The sequence below is a fragment of the Kitasatospora sp. NPDC034023 genome, from assembly GCF_055575795.1.
This window is the reverse complement of sequence record NZ_JBVIRY010000037.1, coordinates 13,024-33,154: the sequence shown is the minus strand read 5'-3', so window position 1 is coordinate 33,154 and position 20,131 is coordinate 13,024. Positions and strand designations below refer to the sequence as shown.

Below are 20,131 nucleotides of genomic sequence, written 5' to 3'. Positions count from 1 at the left end.
AGCGGGCCATGGAGAATGCGGCACCGTCGGGGTGCGCACAGTCCAGCCATGACCGCTCACACCCCGGTCCGCTCGCTACTCGCGGACGCCGCCCTCGCCGTGGTCCTCGCCCTGGCCCTCGCGTACCCGGCCGCGCCCGCCCTCGCCGACCCGGCAGGACCCACGGCCGCCTGCGCCCGCAACCCCGTCGACCGGCACCCCGTCGACCGGCACGGCGACGCCGACCCCGCGCCGGCCGGCCCCTGCGCCCGCTGACCGGGCCGATCCGGAGAGCGGACCCGCACACCCGGCGGGACAGTGTGATCATGCCCCTCGACGTCACAGTGGAACACCTGATCCCCCTGCCGCCCGCCACCGTCGCCGGCTACGCCATGGACTGGCGCCACGACCACGAGTGGACCCAGGGCATCCGCAACGCCACCCTCACCCGGGAGGCCGACACCGGCGGCTTCGGCGTCGGCGCCGAGGTCACCCGGACCGCCCACTTCCTCGGGCGGCGCTTCGACTACGTGCTACGGGTGGCGGGCTACCACCCGCCGCAGATGCTCGACATGGTCTCCGTCGCCGGGCCGATGCCCATGCACGTCACCTACACCTTCGAACCCACCCAGGCCGGCACCTTCGCCCGCATCCGCGTCCGCGGCGGCACCTCCGTCCACCACCGGCTCACCGCGCCGCTGATGTCCCGCCAGGTCCGTACCGCCCTCACCAAGGACCTCCGCGCGCTCGAGGCCCGCCTCACCAACTGACCTCCTCACCAACCGGCCGCCTCACCTCCTGGCCGCCGCATCGACGTCGCACCTGCACCTTCGCCCTGTCCCCGCCCCCGCCCGTCCACTGCCGTTCCACTTCCTCCGGTATCGTGCGCCGTCGTCCGGGCCCGACGAGGAGAGGTGCAGGTCGATGAGTGGGGCGGCGCCGGGGTCGGCGGCCGGGTCGGGTGAGCTGCGGCGGCACCTGGGCGTGTTCGACGCCGTGGTGATCGGGCTGGGGTCGATGGTCGGCGCCGGCGTGTTCGCCGCGCTGGCGCCCGCAGCGGCCGCCGCCGGGTCCGGGCTGCTGATCGGGCTGGCGCTGGCCGGCGTGGTGGCGTACTGCAACGCGACCTCCTCCGCCCGGCTCGCCGCCCGCTACCCGCAGTCCGGCGGCACGTACGTCTACGGCCGCGAGCGGCTGGGCGAGTTCTGGGGCTACCTCGCAGGGTGGGGCTTCGTCGTCGGCAAGACCGCCTCCTGCGCGGCGATGGCGCTCACCGTCGGCTCGTACGTCTGGCCGGGCCAGGCGCACGCCGTCGCGGCCGCCGCGGTCGTGGCGCTGACCGCGGTCAACTACGTCGGCGTACAGAAGGCGGCCTGGCTGACGCGGGCGATCGTCGCCGTCGTGCTGGCCGTGCTCGCCGCCGTGGTCGTGGCCTGCCTGACCGGCGGCGACGCGGACACGGCCCGCTGGGCGGTCGGTGCCGACGCCGGCTTCCACGGCGTGCTGCAGGCCGCCGGCCTCCTCTTCTTCGCCTTCGCCGGGTACGCCCGCATCGCCACCCTCGGCGAGGAGGTCCGCGACCCGCAGCGCACGATCCGCCGCGCGATCCCGCTCGCGCTCGGCATCACCCTGGTCGTCTACACCGCCGTCGCACTCGCCGTCCTGGCCGTCCTCGGCCCCGAACGCCTCGCCCACGCCGCGGCGCCGCTGGCCGACGCGGTCCGGGCCGCCGGGGCGCCCGGACTGGTCCCGGTGGTGCGCGCCGGGGCCGCGGTCGCCGCCCTCGGCTCGCTGCTCGCGCTGATCCTCGGCGTCTCCCGCACCACGCTCGCGATGGCCCGCGACCACCACCTGCCGCACCCCCTCGCCGCCGTCCACCCCCGCTTCGGCGTGCCGCACCGCGCCGAGCTCGCGGTCGGCGCGGTGGTCGCCGTCGTCGCGGCCGTCGGCGACGTGCGCGGCGCGATCGGCTTCTCCTCCTTCGGCGTGCTCGCCTACTACGCCGTCGCCAACGCCTCCGCCTGGACCCTCACCCCCGCCGAAGGCCGCCCGGCAAGGCCCGTCCCGATCGTCGGCGCGGCCGGCTGCCTCACCCTGGCCCTCGCCCTCCCGGCCGCCTCGGTCCTCTGGGGCGCCGCCGTCCTCACCCTCGGCGCCGCCGCCTACGGCGCCCGAAAGGCGGCGGCCCGCCGCTGACGGCTGCTCGGCCGACGCAGCAGACGCTGCCCGGCACCTCGGCGAACGCGTCGCCGTTCGCGGTGACGACGCACACCTCCCAGCGCTCACGGCCCGGGCACCGCCGCTTGCTCGTACGTCCGAAAACGCCGACGGCCGGCGCGGCCTTTCCGCCTCGCCGGCCGTCCGTGGGTCGTGCGAGTTACCGGGCGCCCCACTCCTGGTCGGTGTGGACGATCTCGCGGCCGAGCGGCATCAGGGAGATCGGGATCATCTTGAGGTTCGCCCAGCCGAAGGGGATCCCGATGATCGACAGGAACAGCGGAACGCTGGTGATCAGGTGTGCGAGGGCCAGCCACCACCCGGCGAACACCAGCCAGATGACGTTGCCGACGCAGGACGCGGCCCCGGCGTCCGGCCGCTCGACCGCCGTCCGCCCGAACGGCCACAGGATGAAGCCGGCGATCCGAAAGGACGCAATGCCAAATGGGATGGTAATGACAAGCAGGCAACAGATAATTCCGGCGACAATATAGGCCAGGGCCATCCAAATTCCGCAGAAAACCAGCCAGATGACATTGAGAATGAATTTCACCGCACTCATACTTGGCACCTTCTCACGGCTGATGGCGTTGCACTACGACCGTGCCATGCCCACTGGCGAGCGTGTCTACGCCCTCAGGGGTTGTTCCTCAGGGGGCGGTCCGGGTGCCAGCCTCAGGTAGGGGTTCCTTCGGCCTCGGCAGCCGCCAAGGAGGGCCACGTGTGCGGGGCCGACTTCGAGGAACTGTGGATTGTCCTCCTTCTCTCCGTGGCAGTGTTTCGGACGGTCCTCCGGGCGGGGCACGACGCTGCTCCCGTTCACCGAGCGTTCCTGAGCTGCAGCCACTGTCCAAGAGGATCGCGCGGCTGGAATCCCTGCTCGGTACCGAACTGGACGGTCACCACTTCTCCGGGGGTAGTCGGGGACGGCCGGGGTGGCCGGTCATGCGCCGTCTCGGGTCGGCCGCCGGTGCGCTGGCCATCGTCGTGGGCGGCGGGCTGCTCGCGGCCGCTCCGGCCTCGGCCGCCGACCGGCCTCCAGTGGACAGCTACGGCCGGTTCGCATGCCGGTGCCCCGGTCCGACGGCCGTCGGCCGGGGCACCGCCGTCGTGCCGTGGGGTCAGGCCGGGCGGGGGAGGTACGCCAGGCCGTGGGCGCCGGGTTCGGCGAGCTTGGGGACGGTGAGGCGGGAGACGGGGGTGAGGGTGTCGAGGTCGATGACGTCGACGGTGGAGGAGACGACGCAGGAGACGTAGCCGAGGCGGCCGTCGGGGGAGGAGGTGATCGTCAGGGGGAAGAGGCCGACCTCGACGGAGCCGAGGCGGCGGTGGTCGTCGGCGGAGAAGACGGTGAGGCGGCCCGGGAGTTGGCGGGCCGGCTTGGAGTCGGGGTCGGGCGCGGAGCGGACCTCGCCGGCCAGGAGCTTGCCGGTGGAGGTGAGGTGGACCGGGAGGGCGGCGGACTCGGTGGGGAGGGTGGCGACGACCGAGGCCGACCGGGCGTCGATCACGCGGATACCGGGGGTCGCGTCGGGCAGCGCTGCGTAGCCGAGGTAGGGCCCGGCGACGTAGGCCCGGGTGCCGTCGGGGGAGACGGCGAGGCCCTCGCTCCCGGGGACCTCGACCTTGGTGGTCATGACACCCCGGTCGAGGTCCACGATCGAGACGAACGAGGCCTCCTTGTTGGTGGCGAAGCCGGTGCGCCCGTCCGGGGAGATGGCGAACCAGTGCGGGCCGGGGGCGCCGGTGTCGATCCGGCCGATCGGGCGGCGGGTCTCGGTGTCGATGACCACGACGCCGCCGGGGCGGTCCGGGCCGCCCTCCACACTGACGTAGAGGCGGCGGTGCTCGGTGTCCAACGCCAGCCCGTGCGGGCCGTGTTCGGGGGCGAGGTCGATCACCTCGACGACGCGGCGGGTGTCGGCGTCGATCACGGTCAGTTCGGTGCGGCGGCCGTTGTGCGCGTGGTAGTAGCCGGAGTTGTAGGCGGTGGCGCACCAGAGCAGCCGCTGGGTCGGGTCGAAGCACAACTCGTGGGGCTCGGCGATGACTTCGAGGGTGTCGAGGAGCCGGTCGGTGGCTGCGTCGAAGAAGGAGACGGTCGGGCCGCTCTGGCTGACGACGGCGAGGACGTCACCGGCGAGGTGGGAACGGTCGGTACGGACGGTTGACACAGGTGCTCCTTGCGGCGGGTTTCCGTGCGGACGCTTCCAGTCTCGGCGCCCCGGGTCGGGCAACACCATGCAAGGATTGGCAGGGAATAGTTGACCAGAACGCAAAAGTGCAGCTCAGGAGCCATGGATGGACCTCAATCTGCTGCGGGCCCTGGACGCCCTGCTGCAGGAGAACAGTGTGACCCGGGCCGCCGAGCTGCTCGGCACCTCGCCGGCGGCGGTGAGCCGGACGCTGGCCCGGCTGCGCCGCGCGGTCGGGGACCCGCTGCTGGTGCGGGCCGGGCAGGGGATGGTGCCGACCCCGCGGGCGCTCGAACTCCGGGAGGAGGTGGGCGCGTTGCTGCGTGGCTGCGAGAACGTGCTGCGGCCCGGGGCGGGGTTCGCGCCCGTGCACCTGGAGCGGACGTTCACCGTGCAGACCAGCGATGTGGTGCTGGTCCGGGTGGCCGGGCCGGTGACCGAGCGGATCCGCGCGGAGGCGCCGAAGGTCGACGTGCTGTTCCTGCCGGAGGCGCTGGAGGGCGGGCCCGCGCTGCGACAGGGGCCGGTGGACGTCGAGGTGGGGGTGCTCGGGCAGTTGGATCCGGAGATCCGCACCCGGCCGCTGGTCCGGGCGCCGCTGGTGGGCGTGGCCCGCAGCGGCCATCCGCTGTTCGAGGGGCGGATCACCGCCCGGCGCTTCGCCGCGGCCGACCACATCGGCATCTCGCGGCGGGGCAAGCAGCTCGGGCCGATCGACGCCGCGCTGGCCGAGCGCGGGCTGCGCCGCCGGGTGGCGGTGGTGGTGCCGAGTCACACCAGTGCGATGCTGCTGGCCCGGGACAGTGACCTGGTCACGCTCGGCCTGGCGGACTGGCTGCCGCAGACGATGGCCGCGCTGGGTCTGCGCACCTTCCCGATCCCGCTCGAACTCGCCCCGCTGGAACTGGGGATGGCCTGGCATCCGCGCAACTCGGCGGATCCGGGCCATCGTTGGTTCCGCGAGCACCTGGCAGCGGCGGTCCGGCAGGCGCGGGGGGACTGAGCGAGGCGTTGAGGGGATGTGGGCCGGGCGCGGTACGGATCCCACTGTCCGTACCGCGCCCGGGAATCAGCTGAACCGTCGGCTACCGGCGGAGCGGTCCCTCGCAGGTGTAGTCGGCGGTTCCGGCCTTGCCGTTGGTCCAGACGTCGACCTTGCCGAAGCTGCAGTTCATGTCGTTGAGGTTGTTCGCTTCCTCGACGTTCTTGGTGCGGGTGAGGATGAAGTAGTCCACGGTGTCGGACATGTCCTTGAAGACCTTGTCCGGGTTCTTGGCGTCGGAGAGGTTGGCGGTGATCTTGCCGGTGCAGATGAAGCGCATCGGCTTGTTCGCCCAGTCGCCGTTGTTCTTGCAGGTGGGGGTGGCTCCGGTGGCGTCGGCGAACTCGTCCTGGACGTCGGAGGCGTCGGAGAGGTCGAGAGCGCCGTCGGCTATGAAGGAGGTCGACGGGACGTACAGGTTGTCGACGTTCTTGATCTGCGCGTCGAGGAAGGCGGAGTACTCGCCCTGCAGGGCGGCGTCGGCGCCGACGCGGTCGCGCCAGGCGTCGAAGCCGGCCGGGTCGTCGGCGCGCTGGTAGCCGTACATCTCGCGCAGCAGCGAGGGGTGCTGCTGCCAGAGGAACTCGAAGAAGGTGCCGGCGTAGTTGTAGAAGTGGAACGCCGGGGTGTCGGTGTAACGGGCGTGCAGGAGTTGGGCGATGGTCATCCGGGGGATGCCGGCGGCCTCGTCGGCGGCGAGTTTGCGGACCAGCGACTTGCGCACCAGGATGCCCTGGTCGCGGGTGGAGCCGTCGAAGAACTCGGCGGTGCCCTCGTCCATCGCGGTGGTCTTGTCGTTGGCGTACCAGCGCGGGTCGCCGAAGTAACCCGGCACTGCCCAGCGGCCGTTGAGGTAGTGCACGTACTCGTGGCGGAACAGTTCCTCGAGGGTGAGCATCGAGTCCTGCGGGACGCGCCGCTGGTAGGTGTAGAAGGTGGCGCCGCTCTCGATGTACATGCCGCCGTTGCTGGTGCTGTAGCCGGTGAGGATCGGCTGGTAGACCTCGTAGTCGGCGCGCGAGGCGTACAGGTGGATGTGCAGGGTGGAGTTGACGTCGCCGGCGAGCGGCTGGTCGGTGCCGAGGACGCGGAAGTACTGGCTCTTGACCTGCTTGCTCGCGTAGTACATCTGGTCGACGGTGGCCTTGTCGAGGGCGGTGCGGACCTCGATGGCGCCGTTGTCGTAGGTGTACGTGTGCGGGAAGAGCTTCGTCTCCAGGTCGGAGATGCAGACGCCGTACTGCTTGCAGACGCCGTAGGTGTTGGCCCAGCCGATGGCCTTGGCCCACGGGTCGGACCACTCGCCGAAGGCGGTCTTGGTGGCGGCGATCACCGGGCCGAGGTCGGCGAGGGTGGCGTCGCGCAGGGCCGGGACCTGCCCGAAGCGGCCGTACTCGGCGACGGCGTCGCGGGCGGCCCAGGCGTTCTTGGTGCCCTTGAGGTGACCCCAGGAGGCGTAGGCGCGGAACGCGGCGCGGTAGTCGGCGTCGGCGGCGACGGCGGCGAGGAAGACCGGGTCCTGGTTGTAGATGCCGAGGTAGTTGAGGTTGAGCGCCTGGAGGACGGCGTTGCCCCAGGGGCCGCTGTCGGCGACGGTGGTACCGGGGGCGAGGACGCCCAGGATGCGCCGGGCGAGGCCGAGGTTGTGCTGGCGCAGGCCGTCGGCGCCGGCGGTGATAGCGGTCTCACGCAGGATGTTCGCGGCGAGGTCCGTGCGGTCGAAGGCGTGCGCGCTGCCCGCGTACGCCGTGATCGCCTGCTGGACGGAGCCGAGGGTGGCCGGGTCGCCGAGGTTCAACTCGTGGTGGCCATAGGCGTGGTAGGCCGTGGCGTGCAGATACGTCCACAGCTCGTAGAGGTGTGAGGCGCCGGTGCCGTCGTCGGTGGCGGACAGCTGGGTGATCCGGTCGGCGACCGCCCGGACGTGGGCGTTGTCCATGGTGGTGGTGAAGCGGGCGTCCCAGGTCCAGAGGACGGAGCGCAGGCAGCCGTCGGCGGTGACGGCCGGGTCGGTGAGGAAGGCGGTCAGCTGGTCGGCGCCGAGTCCGGTGAAGCCGTCGACGGTACAGGGCACGCCGGCGGCGGTGCGCGGTGCGGTGGCGGAGGGTGCGGCGGCCACCTGGTCGGCGGTGGGGGCGGGGGCGCCGACGTGGTCGGGCAGCAGGCCGGGGACGAGGCCGGTGCCGAGCGAGCCGCCGCCGGGGGCCGGGGCGGGGGCGCCGGGCTTGGCGGTGGCGGTGCCGAGGTGTTCGGCGTCGTCGTAGGCGGTGGGCTGGTCGGCCGTGGCCGGGGTGGCCGGGCCGGCCGGGGTGGGGTTGGCAGCGGCCGTTGTGGTGGAGGCAGTGGCGGAGGGGGAGGTGGTCGGGGGTGTCGGGGTGAGGGCCTGGGCCGTCTGCAGGGTGGGCAAAGTGAGGGTGACGGCCATGGCGGAGGCGAGCAGGACTCGCCTGGCAACGCGGGAAGTTGACACCGAATCTCCTGGAGGGGAAGTGGCAGGGCGGTGCGCGGCGGCAGTGCCGTGGGTTCCGGCCCGGGACTGCCAGGGGAGGCGAGGGCGGGCGTTGCGGGGTTGGGGCGCCCTCGAGTGAGCCGTAACATAGCAATGTGAAATTGCACCTGCCAAGAGGGTGAACGGAGTTGACTCCGAGTCGGCCCGCCGCCCCAGTTCGCGATACCCTGCGGGGGTACATGCGGGCGGAAGTGGAAGCGGAAGCGGTCGGGAGGCGGAGGATGGCGCAGCGGCAGCCGTTCGGTCCCCCGGTGCCGTGGGCGCTTCGCCTGCTGCTCCTCGCCGCGCTGCTGCTCGGTGTCGTGACGATGCACACGCTCGGCCATCCGACCGGTGGACACGGGGGTCGTGGCGGACACGGCGGGTACGCGGATCACGGCGGGCACGGGGATCCGGGGCCTCGTGCGGTCGCGGCGCAGCAGCCGCCGGAACGCCACGTGATGGCCGGCCGGCCCGGACCTGCCGAGCCCGTCCGGTCCGCGACCGCCGACCCGGCCTCCTCCGCCGGCGGCATGGACCCGATGACGGTCTGCCTCGCCGTCCTCGCCGGCTGGACCCTGGTGCTGCTCGCCGCCGGCCCGCTGCTGCGCCGCCGTGGCGACGCGGCCGCCGACGTGCGGGCCCGCCTGCTGCGGGCCGTCCGCGCGCTGCCCCCGCCGGGGGGCGGCCGGATACTCCTCGCCCGGCTCTCGGTGCTGCGTCAGTAGGCGCGCGCCCGCCGTCCCGTGCCCGCGGGCGCTCCGAAGCGCTCGCGCCCGCGCGGGGAACGGCTGACGCGACGTCCTGCACGCCCACACCACCACCGCACGAGGTGCACTCCGTCATGCGTACACCCACCCGTCGTACCGTCCTCGGCGCCGCGCTCGCCGCCGCCGGGACCGGCCTGCTCACCGCCTGCTCGTCCGACTCGATGAAGGGCATGGACCACGCGTCCATGAACCACGGCGCCACCGGCGCCACGGCCGGTGCGAGCGCCCCGGCCTCCGCCGCCCCCGCCGGATTCGTCGCCCCGAACGGTCCCGAGGTCGCCGCCGCCGAGGCGAAGCGCAACCCCGGCCCGGAGCGGAAGATCATGCTCACCGCCACCGAGACCACCCTCGACCTCGGCGGCCGCACCGTCCGCAGCTGGGCGTACGGCGACCGTCTGCCGGGCCAGGAGGTCCGCGCCACCGTCGGCGACACGCTCGCCGTCACCCTCGCCAACCACCTGCCGCAGCCCACCTCGCTGCACTGGCACGGCCTCGCGCTGCGCAACGACATGGACGGCGTGCCGGGCTTGACCCAGGCCGCCGTCAAGGCCGGCGCCTCCTTCGACTACCGCTTCGCGCTCGCCCAGCCGGGCACGTACTGGTTCCACCCGCACTCCGGCGTCCAGCAGGACCGCGGCCTGTACGCGCCGCTGATCGTCGAGGACCCGAAGGAGCCGTTGCGCTACGACAAGGAGTGGGTCGTCGTCCTGGACGACTGGGTGGACGGCATCGACGGCAGCACCCCGGACGCGGTCCTCGCCGAACTCGCCAAGGGCATGGGCGGGATGGACCACTCGGGCGGCTCGGGCAACTCCGGCCACGACATGTCGGGGATGACGGGGATGTCGGGGATGCCGACGATGCCCGGGACGGACGCGGGCGGTACGGCGGGCGCAGCCGCCGGCCCCGCCCGGATGCTGATGGGCGCCCGGAGCCCCCTGCTCGGCGGCGACGCCGGCGACGTCGCCTACCCGTTCCACCTGGTCAACGGCCGCCTCGCCACCGCGCCCGAGACCTTCACCGCCAAGCCCGGTGACCGGATCCGGATCCGGCTGATCAACGCGGGCGGCGACACCGCCTACCGGGTCGCCCTCGGCGGCCACGAGCTGACCGTCACCCACACCGACGGCTTCCCGGTCGAACCGGCCACCACCCAGGCGCTGCTGCTCGGCATGGGCGAACGCTACGACGTCCTGGTCACCGCCAAGGACGGCGTCTTCCCGCTGACCGCGCTCGCCGAGGGCAAGAACGCCACCGCGCTGGCCGTGCTGCGCACCGGCGGTGGCGCCGCGCCCGACGCCTCGGTGCGCCCGGCCGAGCTGGGCGGCCGGCTGGTCACCGCCGGGCAGCTCAAGGCCGACCCGAGTGTCCGACTGCCCGCCAAGTCCCCTGACCGCGCGGTGCAGTTGGAGCTCACCGGCGGCATGGCGAAGGCCGACTGGGCGTTCAACGGCCGCCGGTACGACCCGGCGCAGCGCTACCCGGTGGCCGCGGGCGAGCGGGTGCGGCTGGAGTTCCGCAACAGCACGAGCATGTGGCACCCCGTCCACCTGCACGGACACAGCTTCGCGCTGCCCGGCGACGGCCCGCGCAAGGACACCGCGATCGTGCTGCCGGGCACGACCCTGGCCGTCGACTTCGACGCCGACAACCCGGGGCTGTGGATGGTGCACTGCCACAACGTGTACCACGCGGAGGCGGGCATGATGACCGTCCTCGGCTACCGGGCCTGAGCGCGGGGTCCGCCGGCGCCCCCGCGCCCCGAGCCGCCCCGGCGGACCCCGAGCTGCCCCGATGGACCCCGAGCTGCCCCGATGGACCCCGAGCCGCCCGGCGACTCGGGGTCCGCCCGCTGCGCCGCCGGGTCCCGCACCCGGACCACTGCACCGTGCCACCCACGCCGACCTGCGCCTTCATGACGTTTTCTTAACGCGGGCCGATGACATCTCCTTAACGGTGGTCGCATAGCCTGGCGCACTGCCGTCGCCCGACGGCGCTTTTACGGGGTCTTTAAACAAGAGGTGCAAGGTGGTTTCGTCGGGTTCGACGGGGTCGACTGAGAAGCCGGTGGCGGCGTCTCCGTCGGCGCGAATACGGTTGCGCAGCTGGCTGCTGGAGGACGTGAGCGCGGAGAAGCCCGCGCAGCGGTCCGAGGCGGCCGGCGGCCCGGAGGCGTCGCACGAGGGCGCGGCGGCGGGGGAATCCGCCGCGCACGGTGCGCACGCCGGCCAGCGCTGGTGGCGGGTGATGTGCCTGACCGGCCTGGACTACTTCTCGACGCTCGGCTACCAGCCGGGCATCGCCGCCCTCGCCGCGGGTGTGCTGTCGCCGATCGCCACCATCGTGCTGGTGGTCGTCACCCTGCTGGGCGCGCTGCCGGTCTACCGGCGGGTGGCCCAGGAGAGCCCGCGCGGTGAGGGTTCGATCGCGATGCTGGAGCGGCTGCTGTCGTTCTGGAAGGGCAAGCTGTTCGTCCTCGCGCTGCTCGGCTTCGCGGCGACGGACTTCCTGATCACCATCACGCTGTCCGCCGCCGACGCGAGCGCGCACCTGGTGGAGAACCCGCACCTGACCGGCATGCTCGGCGGCAAGCAGGTGCTGATCACGCTGGTCCTGGTGGCGCTGCTCGGCGCGGTCTTCCTCAAGGGCTTCAGTGAGGCGATCGGCCTGGCGGTGGCCCTGGTCGGGGTGTACCTGGCGCTGAACGTGGTCGTGGTGGCCGTCGGCCTCTGGAAGATCATCGAGGCGCCGCACGTGGTCACCGACTGGACGGACGCGCTGACCGTCCAGCACGGCAACCCGATCGTGATGGTCGGCGTGGCTCTGGTGACCTTCCCGAAGCTGGCGCTCGGCCTGTCCGGCTTCGAGACCGGCGTCGCGGTGATGCCGCACATCGAGGGCGACCCCGACGACACCGAGGAGAAGCCCACCGGCCGGATCCGGGGTGCCCGCAAGCTGCTCACCACGTCTGCCGTGATCATGAGCTGCTTCCTGATCGCCACCAGCTTCATCACCACGCTGCTCATCCCCGCCGACCAGTTCAAGCCCGGCGGCGACGCCAACGGCCGCGCCCTGGCCTACCTGGCGCACCAGTACCTCGGCGGCGCCTTCGGCAGCGTCTACGACCTCTCCACCATCGCGATCCTCTGGTTCGCCGGCGCCTCCGCGATGGCGGGCATGCTCAACCTGCTGCCCCGCTACCTCCCGCGCTACGGCATGGCGCCGCACTGGGCGCGCGCGGTGCGGCCGATGGTGATGGTGCTGACCCTGATCGGCTTCCTGGTCACCTGGATCTTCGACGCCGACGTCGACGCCCAGGGCGGCGCGTACGCGACCGGTGTGCTGGTGCTGATCAGCTCGGCGGCCATCGCCGTCACCATCGCCGCGCACAAGAAGCGCGAGCGGGGCTGGACCGTCGCCTTCGCGGCGATCTCCGCGATCTTCCTCTACACCACCGTGCTGAACTGCATGGAGCGGCCGGACGGTCTGAAGATCGGCGCCTGCTTCATCGCCGGCATCATCCTGGTCTCGCTGCTCTCCCGGCTGCGCCGGGCCTTCGAGCTGCGGGTCACGAACGTGGAGCTGGACGATGTGGCGGAACGTTTCATCAGGGACTACGCGCACCGTCCGCTGCGGCTGATCGCCAACGAGCCGAGCCACCGCGACAACGCCGAGTACCGCGACAAGATCCGCCAGATCCGCGCCGACAACGACATCCCCGGCGAGGACGACCTGGTCTTCGTCGAGGTGACCGTCCGCGACGCCTCCGACTTCGAGTCCGCGCTGACCGTCCGGGGCGAGGTCCTGCACGGGCGCTACCGGGTGCTCACCCTGGAGAGCTCCAGCATCTCCAACGCGATCGCCGCGCTGGCGCTCACCGTCCGGGACCGCACCGGGCAGCGGCCGCACCTCTACTTCGAGTGGACCGAGGGCAACCCCTTCGCCCAGTTCCTGCGGTTCTTCCTGTTCGGACAGGGCGAGGTCGCGCCGGTCACCCGCGAGGTGCTGCGCGAGGCCGAGCCGGACCGCTCGCGCCGCCCGCGCGTACACGTCGGCTGACCGGCAGCCCCTGACCCCCTCGGCCCCCCCGGCGCCTGCACCACGGCCCGTCCGCTCCCGGTGAGCGGGCGGGCCGCCGTCGTTCCCGGGGTCGCCGCGGTGCTCGCGGTGGTGCTCCCGGCCGTCTGACGGCGTGGCGCCGCCCACGCCCGGGAGGGGAGGGCGTGGGCGGCGGGTCAGGAGGGGTGGGTCAGGACGGGGTCAGGTCAGGACGGGGGCAGGACGGGTCAGGACGGGAGGTCGAGGACCATGCCGGGCTGGATGAGGTCCGGGTCCTCGCCGACGGTGCGGCGGTTCAGGGCGTAGAGGGCGGGCCAGCCGCCGGGCACGTGGAGGCTCTCGGCGAGGTCGGCGAGGTTGTCGTTCTCGCGGACGGTCCAGGTGCCGTCCGTGGAACCGGAACCGGAACCGGAACCGGAGGCGGAGACAGCGGGGGCGGAATGGGAAGGCCGGGCGGCTGCGGGCGGCGGGGTGGTGGCCGGGGGCGGCAGGGCGCCGTCCCGGTCGTGGCGGCGGGTGGCGCGGGCGCCGCAGACCGGCCAGGGGGAGAGGCCGCGGCGGCCGGCGAGGTGCTGGGCGACGGCGATCTGCTGGTCGCGGGTGGCGAGGTCGGGGCGCGGGGCGTAGGCGAGGCCGCCGTTCTCGCGCCAGGTGGGCTGGTCGAACTGGAGGCCGCCGTAGTAGCCGTTGCCGGTGTTGACGCGCCAGTTGCCGCTGCTCTCGCAGGCCGCCACCCTGTCCCAGTCGTACCGGTCGCCGCCCGGCCGGCCGGGGTCGGACCCGGTGGCGCGGCCCGGTGGTGCGGCGTGGGCCGCAGGGGCGGCGAGGGCCACGGTGAGGGCGCAGAGCGCGGTGGGGACGAGGCGACGGAGACAGGCGGTGGCAGGCATCGGCGGCTCTCAGGTTCGGGGACAGGACGTGCGCCGTCCGGAGGCGGCGCACTTCCACCGACGCACGACTGAGGGCGCCGCGCCGCCGACACGTCCGGCAAGTCACCCGCACGGCCGCCCGGGACCACCCCGCCGGCCCGCGGCCAACCGGCCGTACCCCCCTTCACCCGCCGACCCCAGAGTGACCGGGACGTTCCTCGAAGAAGAGTACGAACGATGACGATCGATCAGGGCACCGTACGGGCCGAGTTGGGCGTGATCGGCGGCTCCGGGCTCTACGTGCTGGGTGATCGAGGGGCCGCGCTTCTCCACCCGCGCCGAATCCCGCTGGTCCACCGCCGACGGCTGGTCGGTGGTCGGTGGTCGGACACCCGGAGGCCGTGCCGGCCCGTGAACTCGGCCTCTGCTACACCTCGTTCGCGCTGGTCACCGACCTCGACGCGGGCGTGGAGAGCGGCGAGGGCGTCACCCACGCGGAGGCGCTGAAGGTCTTCTCCGGGAACGTCGACCGGCTGCGCACCGTGCTCTTCAAGGCGCTGGAGAGCCTGCCCGCCGAGCGGGACTGCGTCTGCTCGCACGCCCTGGACGGGGTCGCCACCGGCCTGCCGGGCGTGGTCGCCGGCTGAGCGCCGCGTTCGTCGGTCGGTTCGCCGGTCAGTCCGCCTGCCAGTTCGCCCGTGAGGTCGCCCGGCAGGTTGTGTACCGAGGTTTTCCGGCCGACCGGTGTTCAGCTGCCGTTCGCCGTCCGCACGGTCGGGTGTGGTCCGGCCGTGCGGTTCGGCTGGGAGCCTCCTGGGCGATTCCCGGAGCCCTGGAGGCGGCAGTGGTGGCACACTCTTCGACACGTCCTTCCCGTAGAACGGTCCTTCGGACGGGGACGGCGGTCGGCGCGCTCGCCGCGCTGCCCGCGTCCACGCTGCTGTGGACGCAGCCGGCGGTCGCCGGCACCCCCGGTCCGGAGCAGATCCACCTGCAGTGGGGCGCCGAGCCGTCCCGCGAGATGACGGTCTCCTGGGCGACGGCCGTCTCCGTACAGCGCCCCCGGGTGCGGATCGGGACCCCGCGCGAAGGCGCCGGCCGTACGGTGGACGCGCGCACCCGCAGCTACGTCGACGGGCTCAACAAGGTCGAGACCTTCACCCACCACGCCCGACTGACCGGCCTGCGGCCCGACACCACGTACGTCTACGAGGTGCTGCACGACGGCGCCCAGCCGGTGCGCGGCACCTTCCGCACCGCGCCCGCGCGCGGCCGGGCCGCGTTCCGCTTCACCAGCTTCGGCGACCTGGGCACCGGCGACAACGTGTTCAGCAAGTCCTCGATCCACGGCGCGGCCGCCGTCCGGCAGGTCGAGCAGTTCGCACCGCTGTTCCACCTGCTCAACGGCGACCTCGCGTACGCCAACAACAACCCGCAGCGCCAACCGCAGGCGTGGAACGCCTTCATGAACAACATGGCGACGTCGGCCGCCAACCGCCCGTGGATGCCCACGCCCGGCAACCACGAAGTGGAGGCAGGCGGCGGCGACCTCGGGTACGCCTCCTACCTGACCCGCTTCGAACTGCCGGACAACGGCACCCGCGACCACTGCGGCAACTGGTACGGCTTCCAGGTCGGCTCGGTGCTCTTCGTGAGCCTGGACGGCAACGAGATCGCGGTCGAGGACGACGCCAGCATCGACCCGGCCACCGGGCAGTCCATCTACATCAGCGACTACAGCGAGGGCGCCCAACTCCGCTGGCTGGACCGGCTGTTGTCACGCGCCCGGGGCGGGCGCTCGGTGGACTGGATCGTCGTCTACCTGCACCAGTTCGCGATGTCCTCGTCGGCCGCCAGCCACGGCGGCGACATGGGCATCCGCGAGAAGCTGCTGCCGCTGCTCGACCGCCACTGCGTCGACCTCGTCCTCGCCGGCCACGACCACGACTACGAGCGCACCCACCCGGTGCGCGGCACCGAACCGGGCGGCCTGCTCACCCCGGCCGTCGCCGACGACGACCAACGGCAGATCGACACCTCGCAGGGCACCGTCCACCTCATCCTGGGCGGCGGCGGCACCGCCGGCCACGACGACGTCTACCTGCCCGCCGACGAGAACGGCGTCCGCGAGGCGAGCGTGCGCACCCAGCGGCTCACCTTCAAGGCCGACCCGGACGCCAAGGAGAAGGCCCACTGGTCGGCCGTCACCGACCCGGACACCCAATTCCCTTACGGCGTCGCCGTCTTCGACGTCGACCCCGGGCTGGTCCCGGGCGGCCGGACGACCATCACGGTGTCCTACTACCACTCGGTGCCGGCTACCGTCGCGAACCCGGCCCCGACGCCGGTGCTGTTCGACCGCTTCACCCTGTACCGCGACCGCAGCGACGGCTGGGACGGCTGGGACGAGGACGACCAGGGCGAGGACGGGAACGCCCGGGGCGAGCGCGCCGCCGCCCGGCGGTAGCCGTTCTTCCAGGAGGGCCCGCCGCTCAGCCCCGGGGCTGAGCGGCGGGCCCTGTCACGTGCCGGTGGCCCGGACGTAGACGTCGGCGGGCCCCGTCGCCGCCTCCGCCAGTGGACGCGCTGTTCGTCAACACCGGCGTCACTGCGTCCGCGCCGTTCGACTCGACGACGGAGGAGATGTAGGACGAGCTGTTCGGCATCAACGCCGAGGGCCCGTACTTCACGGTGCAGGCGTTGGCGCCGCTGTTGCGCGAGGGAAGCGGTGTGGTTCTCACCACGTCGGTGGTGAACGTCCTGGGCCTCGACGCGCTCAGTGTCCACTCGGCGAGCAAAAAGCATCCCTGCGGTCGATGTGACGCAACCTCAGCTACCTGCTGTCATGAGCTCGCAATTCAGCCCTTGTAGGCACTCTGCGGGTACGAAATGATCACCCGATTGGTGCTCTTCGCCCCTCAGGCGGTGCGGAGTGCCCGAAACACCGCCCCGGCACGTGACTTCGTGTTCCGGGATCCTTTGCTGTTGAGGAGTGATGGGCAGCATGCCCGGATCAGGAATGGCGAGAACACGTCCCGGCGGGCGCAGGCGGCAGAGGCGCCTGCGCGGCAATTGCCTCATTGCGTTCACCTTGACGGTGGCGCTGCTGATGGTCGGGTCCGCAGGACCCGCCGTGGCGCAGGGGCCCAGCAAGGGACCTGTCGAGGCGTGCGGCGCGCACGCCACGTCCTTCACCGTCGAACAGGACGCGCCCGTGACGCTCCGCATGGGCTGCGCCCGTGACGCCGGGACGCTCCGGGAGTTGGGGCAGGCCGATGACGACTTGATCATCGCCCTCGATTTCCACGTTCCCCCCGAGGGCCAGGAGCAGTTGGACAAGGTCAAGTCGAGCTGGGCCGGCTCGATACGTGCCGACCAGGCCGCGGGCATGAGCGTGGGCGAGTCGGTGGCCAAGCGGCTCCAGCAGAACAGCGTGGGTATCTACCCCCCGAAGGACTGGAGCCCCACCACCGAACACGACGGGCGCGTGGTCTCCGTCGCGGACAGCCTCGTGTTCGTGGTGCCCAAGGCGGAGGTCGGTACCACGGCGAACTGGTGGCAGAAATTTATCGCCGGTGGTGTCGCCCTCGGTGTCACCATCGTCTCCGGAGCCGTGTGCCTGCTCGCGTTCAACGTGGGGGCTCCGGCGGCGGCCCCGGTGTGCGGAGCGGTGAGCGGGGCGATGGGCGCACTCGTCGGTGAGCTGATGAACGCCTATTACGACAACCGTTCGCTGGGTGATGCCGACGTGTGGAAGGAGGCGCTGGCCGTCGCGATGTGGGGCGGCGTCAGCGGCGGCCTCGGCGGCCAGCTGCTGAAATGGGCTGCCACGGGCACGTCCTCCCTGGTGACGAATGCTCAGAAGAGCCTGCGAGGCTTCGCGACGAAGCTGGGGAACATGGGCAATGTCCTCGGATTCATGGCCGACAGCCTCCACGGTATGGGGCCGAATCTGTACGAGGCCCTGCAAAGGATTTCCCGCGGTGTCGGCCAGTCCACGGTGCCGCTGAAGGTCATGGTGGTGGGCGATTCGATGACTCAGGGCTATGAAGGCGACTGGACCTGGCGCTACCGCCTGTGGGAATGGTTCAAGCAGGAGCACATCGACGTCGATCTCGTCGGCCCGTACGAGGGAACCCGGCCGCAGGCGTCCCCCCAGGCCCCGCCCGTGCCGCCCCTGCAGGGGCAAGCCCCGCAACCGGCTGACAGCGCTCCCGTCACCTCGGGCGGGTACACCGACGGAGTCGCGGCGGACTTCGACACCGACCACTTCGCGGTCTGGGGACGGCAGGCGGCGCAGGACCAGAAACTGATCGCCGAACAGGTGGCGAAGTACCAGCCCGACCTGCTGCTGGTGGGGCTCGGGTTCAACGACATGGGCTGGTTCGTCAGTGGCCCGGAAGGCACTCTGGACAGCATGCGGGCGCTGGTCGACCGGGCCCGCGCCGTCAAACCGGACCTCAACTTCGCCCTGGCCAACGTTCCGCAGCGGACGTTCATCGGCGGCCGGGACGACCTGCCCGCCAACACCACGACGTACAACAGCATGCTCGCGGACGCGATCCCGTCGTGGAGTACCGGCAAGTCCCGCGTGGCCCTGGTCGACTGGGCGGGAAACTACAGCTGCGACAGGAACAGCTGTCCTGCCGGCTACGACGGGCTGCACCCCAACGCCCTGGGCGAATACCAGATCGCCCAGGCATTCGTGCGCACCTTGCACGACAGCTACGGTCTCGGCAGCCAACTGATCAGCATCCCCGCGCATGTCCCCGACCGGCCGACGCTCGCGCCGGGCACGATCTGGGTCGACTCCGGACCGAGCGGAATCACCCTGAAGTGGAAACCGGTCTACGGTGCCCGCGGTTACACCGTCCGGCACCGGATCAAGGGCTCCGGCACCTGGACCGAGACGCCGGTCAAAGCGGCCCGCTTCGACACCACCTGGACCCTCGACGGCTGGGAGTGGGAATACCAGGTCCGCACCGACAACTGGATCCCCGGCGCCGATGCCGTCCTCACCGCCACCGTCTCCAACCTCGGCGCCACCCCGCCCGCCGCCGCCGACGCCAAACGCGCCACCCTCACCACCCTCGCCACCACGACCTGAGCCCGGACTGCCCTACGCTCGTTCCCTGCGTGGCCCGATCGAGTTGTCGGAGTTGACGGGGAGCTTGCCCGGAGGATCGGCGACGCCCTGGCCCGGGTGCCCCTGGCCGACCCCTCGTAGGTGTGACCCCGCCGGTGATCAGGGCTGCTGTGGTGCGCCGTGATGTTCTACAGTGCTGTAGAAATAAACGACCGGTGAACGGGGACGCACCATGTACAAGCCGCTTCGGCTGCCGCAGCAGGATCGGGCCGACTTCGAGACGGAGCTCGGGCGGGCGCTCGCCGCGCCGCAGGTGCGGGAGGCGCTGCGGGATGCCGTGGGTGGCGCGCGCGGGGTGGAGTGGTTGCGGGGGGTGGCGCGGGAGAACGCGGAGTTCGTGCTGGCCGCGGCGGCGCCGGAGTACGAGCGTTATGCGGCCCTGCGCGCGGATGTGGACGCGGTGGCGCGGCTGCCGGTGGACGTGCCGGCGCGGGAGCGGGCGTCGGGGTGGTGGGGGGTGCTGGGGGTGATCGTGCCGATCATCGGGGTGGCGGCGGCCCTGGCGTTCCTGCTGCTCGGGTACGCGCTGGGGCTGTCCGAGGACTTGGAGGTGCCGGCCCACGGGCTGCTGACCGCGGGGTGGGTCGCGGCCGGCGTGGCGGCGGTGAGTCTGCTGGTCGGCGGGCTGGGGTTGCTGGGTGCGGCGGCCCGGTCGGCGGAGGCGGCGGACGGGGAGGAGGAAGGGCCGGGGGAAGGGCCGGGGGAGTTGCTGCGGGCGCGCAACGCCTGGCGGGTGGCGTTGGCGGAGCGCGGGCTGGTGCCGTACCTGGTGGCGCAGGCGAATGCCGTGCCCGGTCAGTGACGCCGGTCGAGTTTCGGTGAGCGGGCGGCGTCGACGAGGAGGTGGACGGTGTCGAGGGGGATGCCGAGGCGGCGGGCGATCCAGGGGGCGGGGCGGCCGGCCTTGGCGAGCATCCAGGCGGAGTACAACTGACCGAGCTGGGGCGCGTCTTCGGCGAGCAGGAGGGGGCGGATGGCCTCCATGGGGAAGCCTTCGAGGGCGCGGGCGCTGTACTCGCGCCCGTTGGGTCCGACCGGGGGCAGGGGGAGCGGGCGGCGGGCATCGAGCCAGCGGCTGAAGAGTACGGCGCCGACGACCAGCAGGCCGGCGCCGGAGGCACCGATGAGGATGCCGCCGATGACGGGCCGGTCGTCCTCCTCGGCCATGCCGAGGGCGATCTCCTCCAGAATGAGCAGGCCGAGCACGGCGAGCAGGGCCGCGGTCTCGCCGGGGCGCGGGTGGAGCCGGGACGTCGTCATGCGGAACCTCTTCCTCGGCGGGGTGGCCGGGGCGTTCGGGCGGGCGCGGCGATTCACCTTCCGTACAACGGCGGCGGGCGGCGCGGGGCACGCCCCGACAGGCCTG

General features: G+C 72.4%; 15 protein-coding genes and 2 pseudogenes. 12 read left to right on the top strand and 5 right to left on the bottom strand.

Features of this window, described 5'->3' with window-relative positions; all coding sequences use genetic code 11:
- The first annotated feature begins 48 nt into the window (after positions 1-48).
- The 3 genes from ACZ52R_RS35370 (at position 49) to ACZ52R_RS35360 (ending at position 2,175) form a co-directional block, all read left to right on the top strand.
- A complete protein-coding gene (locus ACZ52R_RS35370) occupies positions 49-255 on the top strand; it encodes a hypothetical protein (protein ID WP_465754833.1) in 207 nt (68 codons plus the stop codon).
- A gap of 50 nt (positions 256-305) precedes the next feature.
- Positions 306-749, top strand: a complete 444-nt coding sequence (locus tag ACZ52R_RS35365; protein WP_465754832.1) for an SRPBCC family protein — start codon at positions 306-308, stop codon at positions 747-749.
- A gap of 154 nt (positions 750-903) precedes the next feature.
- The gene (locus ACZ52R_RS35360) at positions 904-2,175 is read left to right on the top strand and encodes an APC family permease (protein WP_465754831.1); all 1,272 of its coding nucleotides are present in this window, start codon (positions 904-906) and stop codon (positions 2,173-2,175) included.
- 181 nt (positions 2,176-2,356) lie between these two features.
- Here ACZ52R_RS35360 and ACZ52R_RS35355 read toward each other — a convergent pair whose 3' ends face one another.
- Both ACZ52R_RS35355 and ACZ52R_RS35350 read right to left on the bottom strand, forming a co-directional pair.
- On the bottom strand, positions 2,357-2,758 hold the full coding sequence (locus ACZ52R_RS35355) for a YccF domain-containing protein (RefSeq protein WP_465617365.1): 402 nt from the start codon (positions 2,756-2,758) through the stop codon (positions 2,357-2,359).
- Positions 2,759-3,317: 559 nt separating this feature from the next.
- Positions 3,318-4,370 carry a YncE family protein gene (locus ACZ52R_RS35350; protein ID WP_465754830.1) on the bottom strand — a complete coding sequence of 351 codons (1,053 nt, stop codon included), beginning with the start codon at positions 4,368-4,370 and terminating at the stop codon, positions 3,318-3,320.
- Between the two features lie 127 nt (positions 4,371-4,497).
- Between ACZ52R_RS35350 and ACZ52R_RS35345 the strand changes: the two genes are divergently transcribed.
- Positions 4,498-5,394, top strand: a complete 897-nt coding sequence (locus tag ACZ52R_RS35345) for a LysR family transcriptional regulator (RefSeq protein ID WP_465617369.1) — start codon at positions 4,498-4,500, stop codon at positions 5,392-5,394.
- 82 nt (positions 5,395-5,476) lie between these two features.
- On the opposite strand, the gene ACZ52R_RS35340 is transcribed toward ACZ52R_RS35345, so the two are convergent.
- Positions 5,477-7,903 carry a collagenase gene (locus ACZ52R_RS35340; RefSeq protein ID WP_465754829.1) on the bottom strand — a complete coding sequence of 809 codons (2,427 nt, stop codon included), beginning with the start codon at positions 7,901-7,903 and terminating at the stop codon, positions 5,477-5,479.
- 260 nt (positions 7,904-8,163) lie between these two features.
- Between ACZ52R_RS35340 and ACZ52R_RS35335 the strand changes: the two genes are divergently transcribed.
- From ACZ52R_RS35335 to ACZ52R_RS35325, 3 genes are all read left to right on the top strand, one after another.
- Positions 8,164-8,649, top strand: coding sequence for a hypothetical protein (locus ACZ52R_RS35335; RefSeq protein ID WP_465754828.1), 486 nt, complete (start codon positions 8,164-8,166; stop codon positions 8,647-8,649).
- Positions 8,650-8,765: 116 nt separating this feature from the next.
- On the top strand, positions 8,766-10,424 hold the full coding sequence (locus ACZ52R_RS35330) for a multicopper oxidase family protein (protein WP_465754827.1): 1,659 nt from the start codon (positions 8,766-8,768) through the stop codon (positions 10,422-10,424).
- Between the two features lie 388 nt (positions 10,425-10,812).
- Positions 10,813-12,750: an APC family permease gene (locus ACZ52R_RS35325; protein WP_465754826.1), complete on the top strand. Its 1,938-nt coding sequence runs from the start codon at positions 10,813-10,815 to the stop codon at positions 12,748-12,750.
- A 227-nt stretch (positions 12,751-12,977) separates the two neighbouring features.
- On the opposite strand, the gene ACZ52R_RS35320 is transcribed toward ACZ52R_RS35325, so the two are convergent.
- Positions 12,978-13,640, bottom strand: coding sequence for a transglycosylase family protein (locus tag ACZ52R_RS35320; protein WP_465617377.1), 663 nt, complete (start codon positions 13,638-13,640; stop codon positions 12,978-12,980).
- Between the two features lie 271 nt (positions 13,641-13,911).
- Between ACZ52R_RS35320 and ACZ52R_RS35315 the strand changes: the two are divergent.
- The 5 genes and pseudogenes from ACZ52R_RS35315 to ACZ52R_RS35295 all read left to right on the top strand — a co-directional run.
- Positions 13,912-14,266: pseudogene (locus tag ACZ52R_RS35315) on the top strand (phosphorylase family protein); the annotation flags it as partial.
- Between the two features lie 200 nt (positions 14,267-14,466).
- Positions 14,467-16,086 (top strand): purple acid phosphatase family protein, encoded by a 1,620-nt coding sequence (locus ACZ52R_RS35310; protein WP_465617379.1) that lies wholly within the window; start codon positions 14,467-14,469, stop codon positions 16,084-16,086.
- A 110-nt stretch (positions 16,087-16,196) separates the two neighbouring features.
- A pseudogene (locus ACZ52R_RS35305) lies at positions 16,197-16,418 on the top strand (SDR family NAD(P)-dependent oxidoreductase); the annotation flags it as partial.
- 298 nt (positions 16,419-16,716) lie between these two features.
- Entirely contained in the window at positions 16,717-18,726 is a 2,010-nt protein-coding gene (locus tag ACZ52R_RS35300; protein WP_465754825.1) for a GDSL-type esterase/lipase family protein, read from the top strand.
- Positions 18,727-18,937: 211 nt separating this feature from the next.
- Positions 18,938-19,567: a hypothetical protein gene (locus tag ACZ52R_RS35295; RefSeq protein WP_465617385.1), complete on the top strand. Its 630-nt coding sequence runs from the start codon at positions 18,938-18,940 to the stop codon at positions 19,565-19,567.
- On the opposite strand, the gene ACZ52R_RS35290 is transcribed toward ACZ52R_RS35295, so the two are convergent.
- A complete protein-coding gene (locus ACZ52R_RS35290) occupies positions 19,561-20,025 on the bottom strand; it encodes a hypothetical protein (protein ID WP_465617387.1) in 465 nt (154 codons plus the stop codon). The two genes, ACZ52R_RS35295 and ACZ52R_RS35290, sit on opposite strands and share 7 nt — an antisense overlap.
- Positions 20,026-20,131 lie beyond the last annotated feature (106 nt).

Coding starts and splice junctions, on each gene's coding strand:
- ACZ52R_RS35370 (WP_465754833.1), top strand. CDS start 49: ATGACCGCTCACACCCCGGTCCGCTCGCTACTCGCGGACGCCGCCCTC.
- ACZ52R_RS35365 (WP_465754832.1), top strand. CDS start 306: ATGCCCCTCGACGTCACAGTGGAACACCTGATCCCCCTGCCGCCCGCC.
- ACZ52R_RS35360 (WP_465754831.1), top strand. CDS start 904: ATGAGTGGGGCGGCGCCGGGGTCGGCGGCCGGGTCGGGTGAGCTGCGG.
- ACZ52R_RS35355 (WP_465617365.1), bottom strand. CDS start 2,758: ATGAGTGCGGTGAAATTCATTCTCAATGTCATCTGGCTGGTTTTCTGC.
- ACZ52R_RS35345 (WP_465617369.1), top strand. CDS start 4,498: ATGGACCTCAATCTGCTGCGGGCCCTGGACGCCCTGCTGCAGGAGAAC.
- ACZ52R_RS35335 (WP_465754828.1), top strand. CDS start 8,164: ATGGCGCAGCGGCAGCCGTTCGGTCCCCCGGTGCCGTGGGCGCTTCGC.
- ACZ52R_RS35330 (WP_465754827.1), top strand. CDS start 8,766: ATGCGTACACCCACCCGTCGTACCGTCCTCGGCGCCGCGCTCGCCGCC.
- ACZ52R_RS35320 (WP_465617377.1), bottom strand. CDS start 13,640: ATGCCTGCCACCGCCTGTCTCCGTCGCCTCGTCCCCACCGCGCTCTGC.
- ACZ52R_RS35295 (WP_465617385.1), top strand. CDS start 18,938: ATGTACAAGCCGCTTCGGCTGCCGCAGCAGGATCGGGCCGACTTCGAG.
- ACZ52R_RS35290 (WP_465617387.1), bottom strand. CDS start 20,025: ATGACGACGTCCCGGCTCCACCCGCGCCCCGGCGAGACCGCGGCCCTG.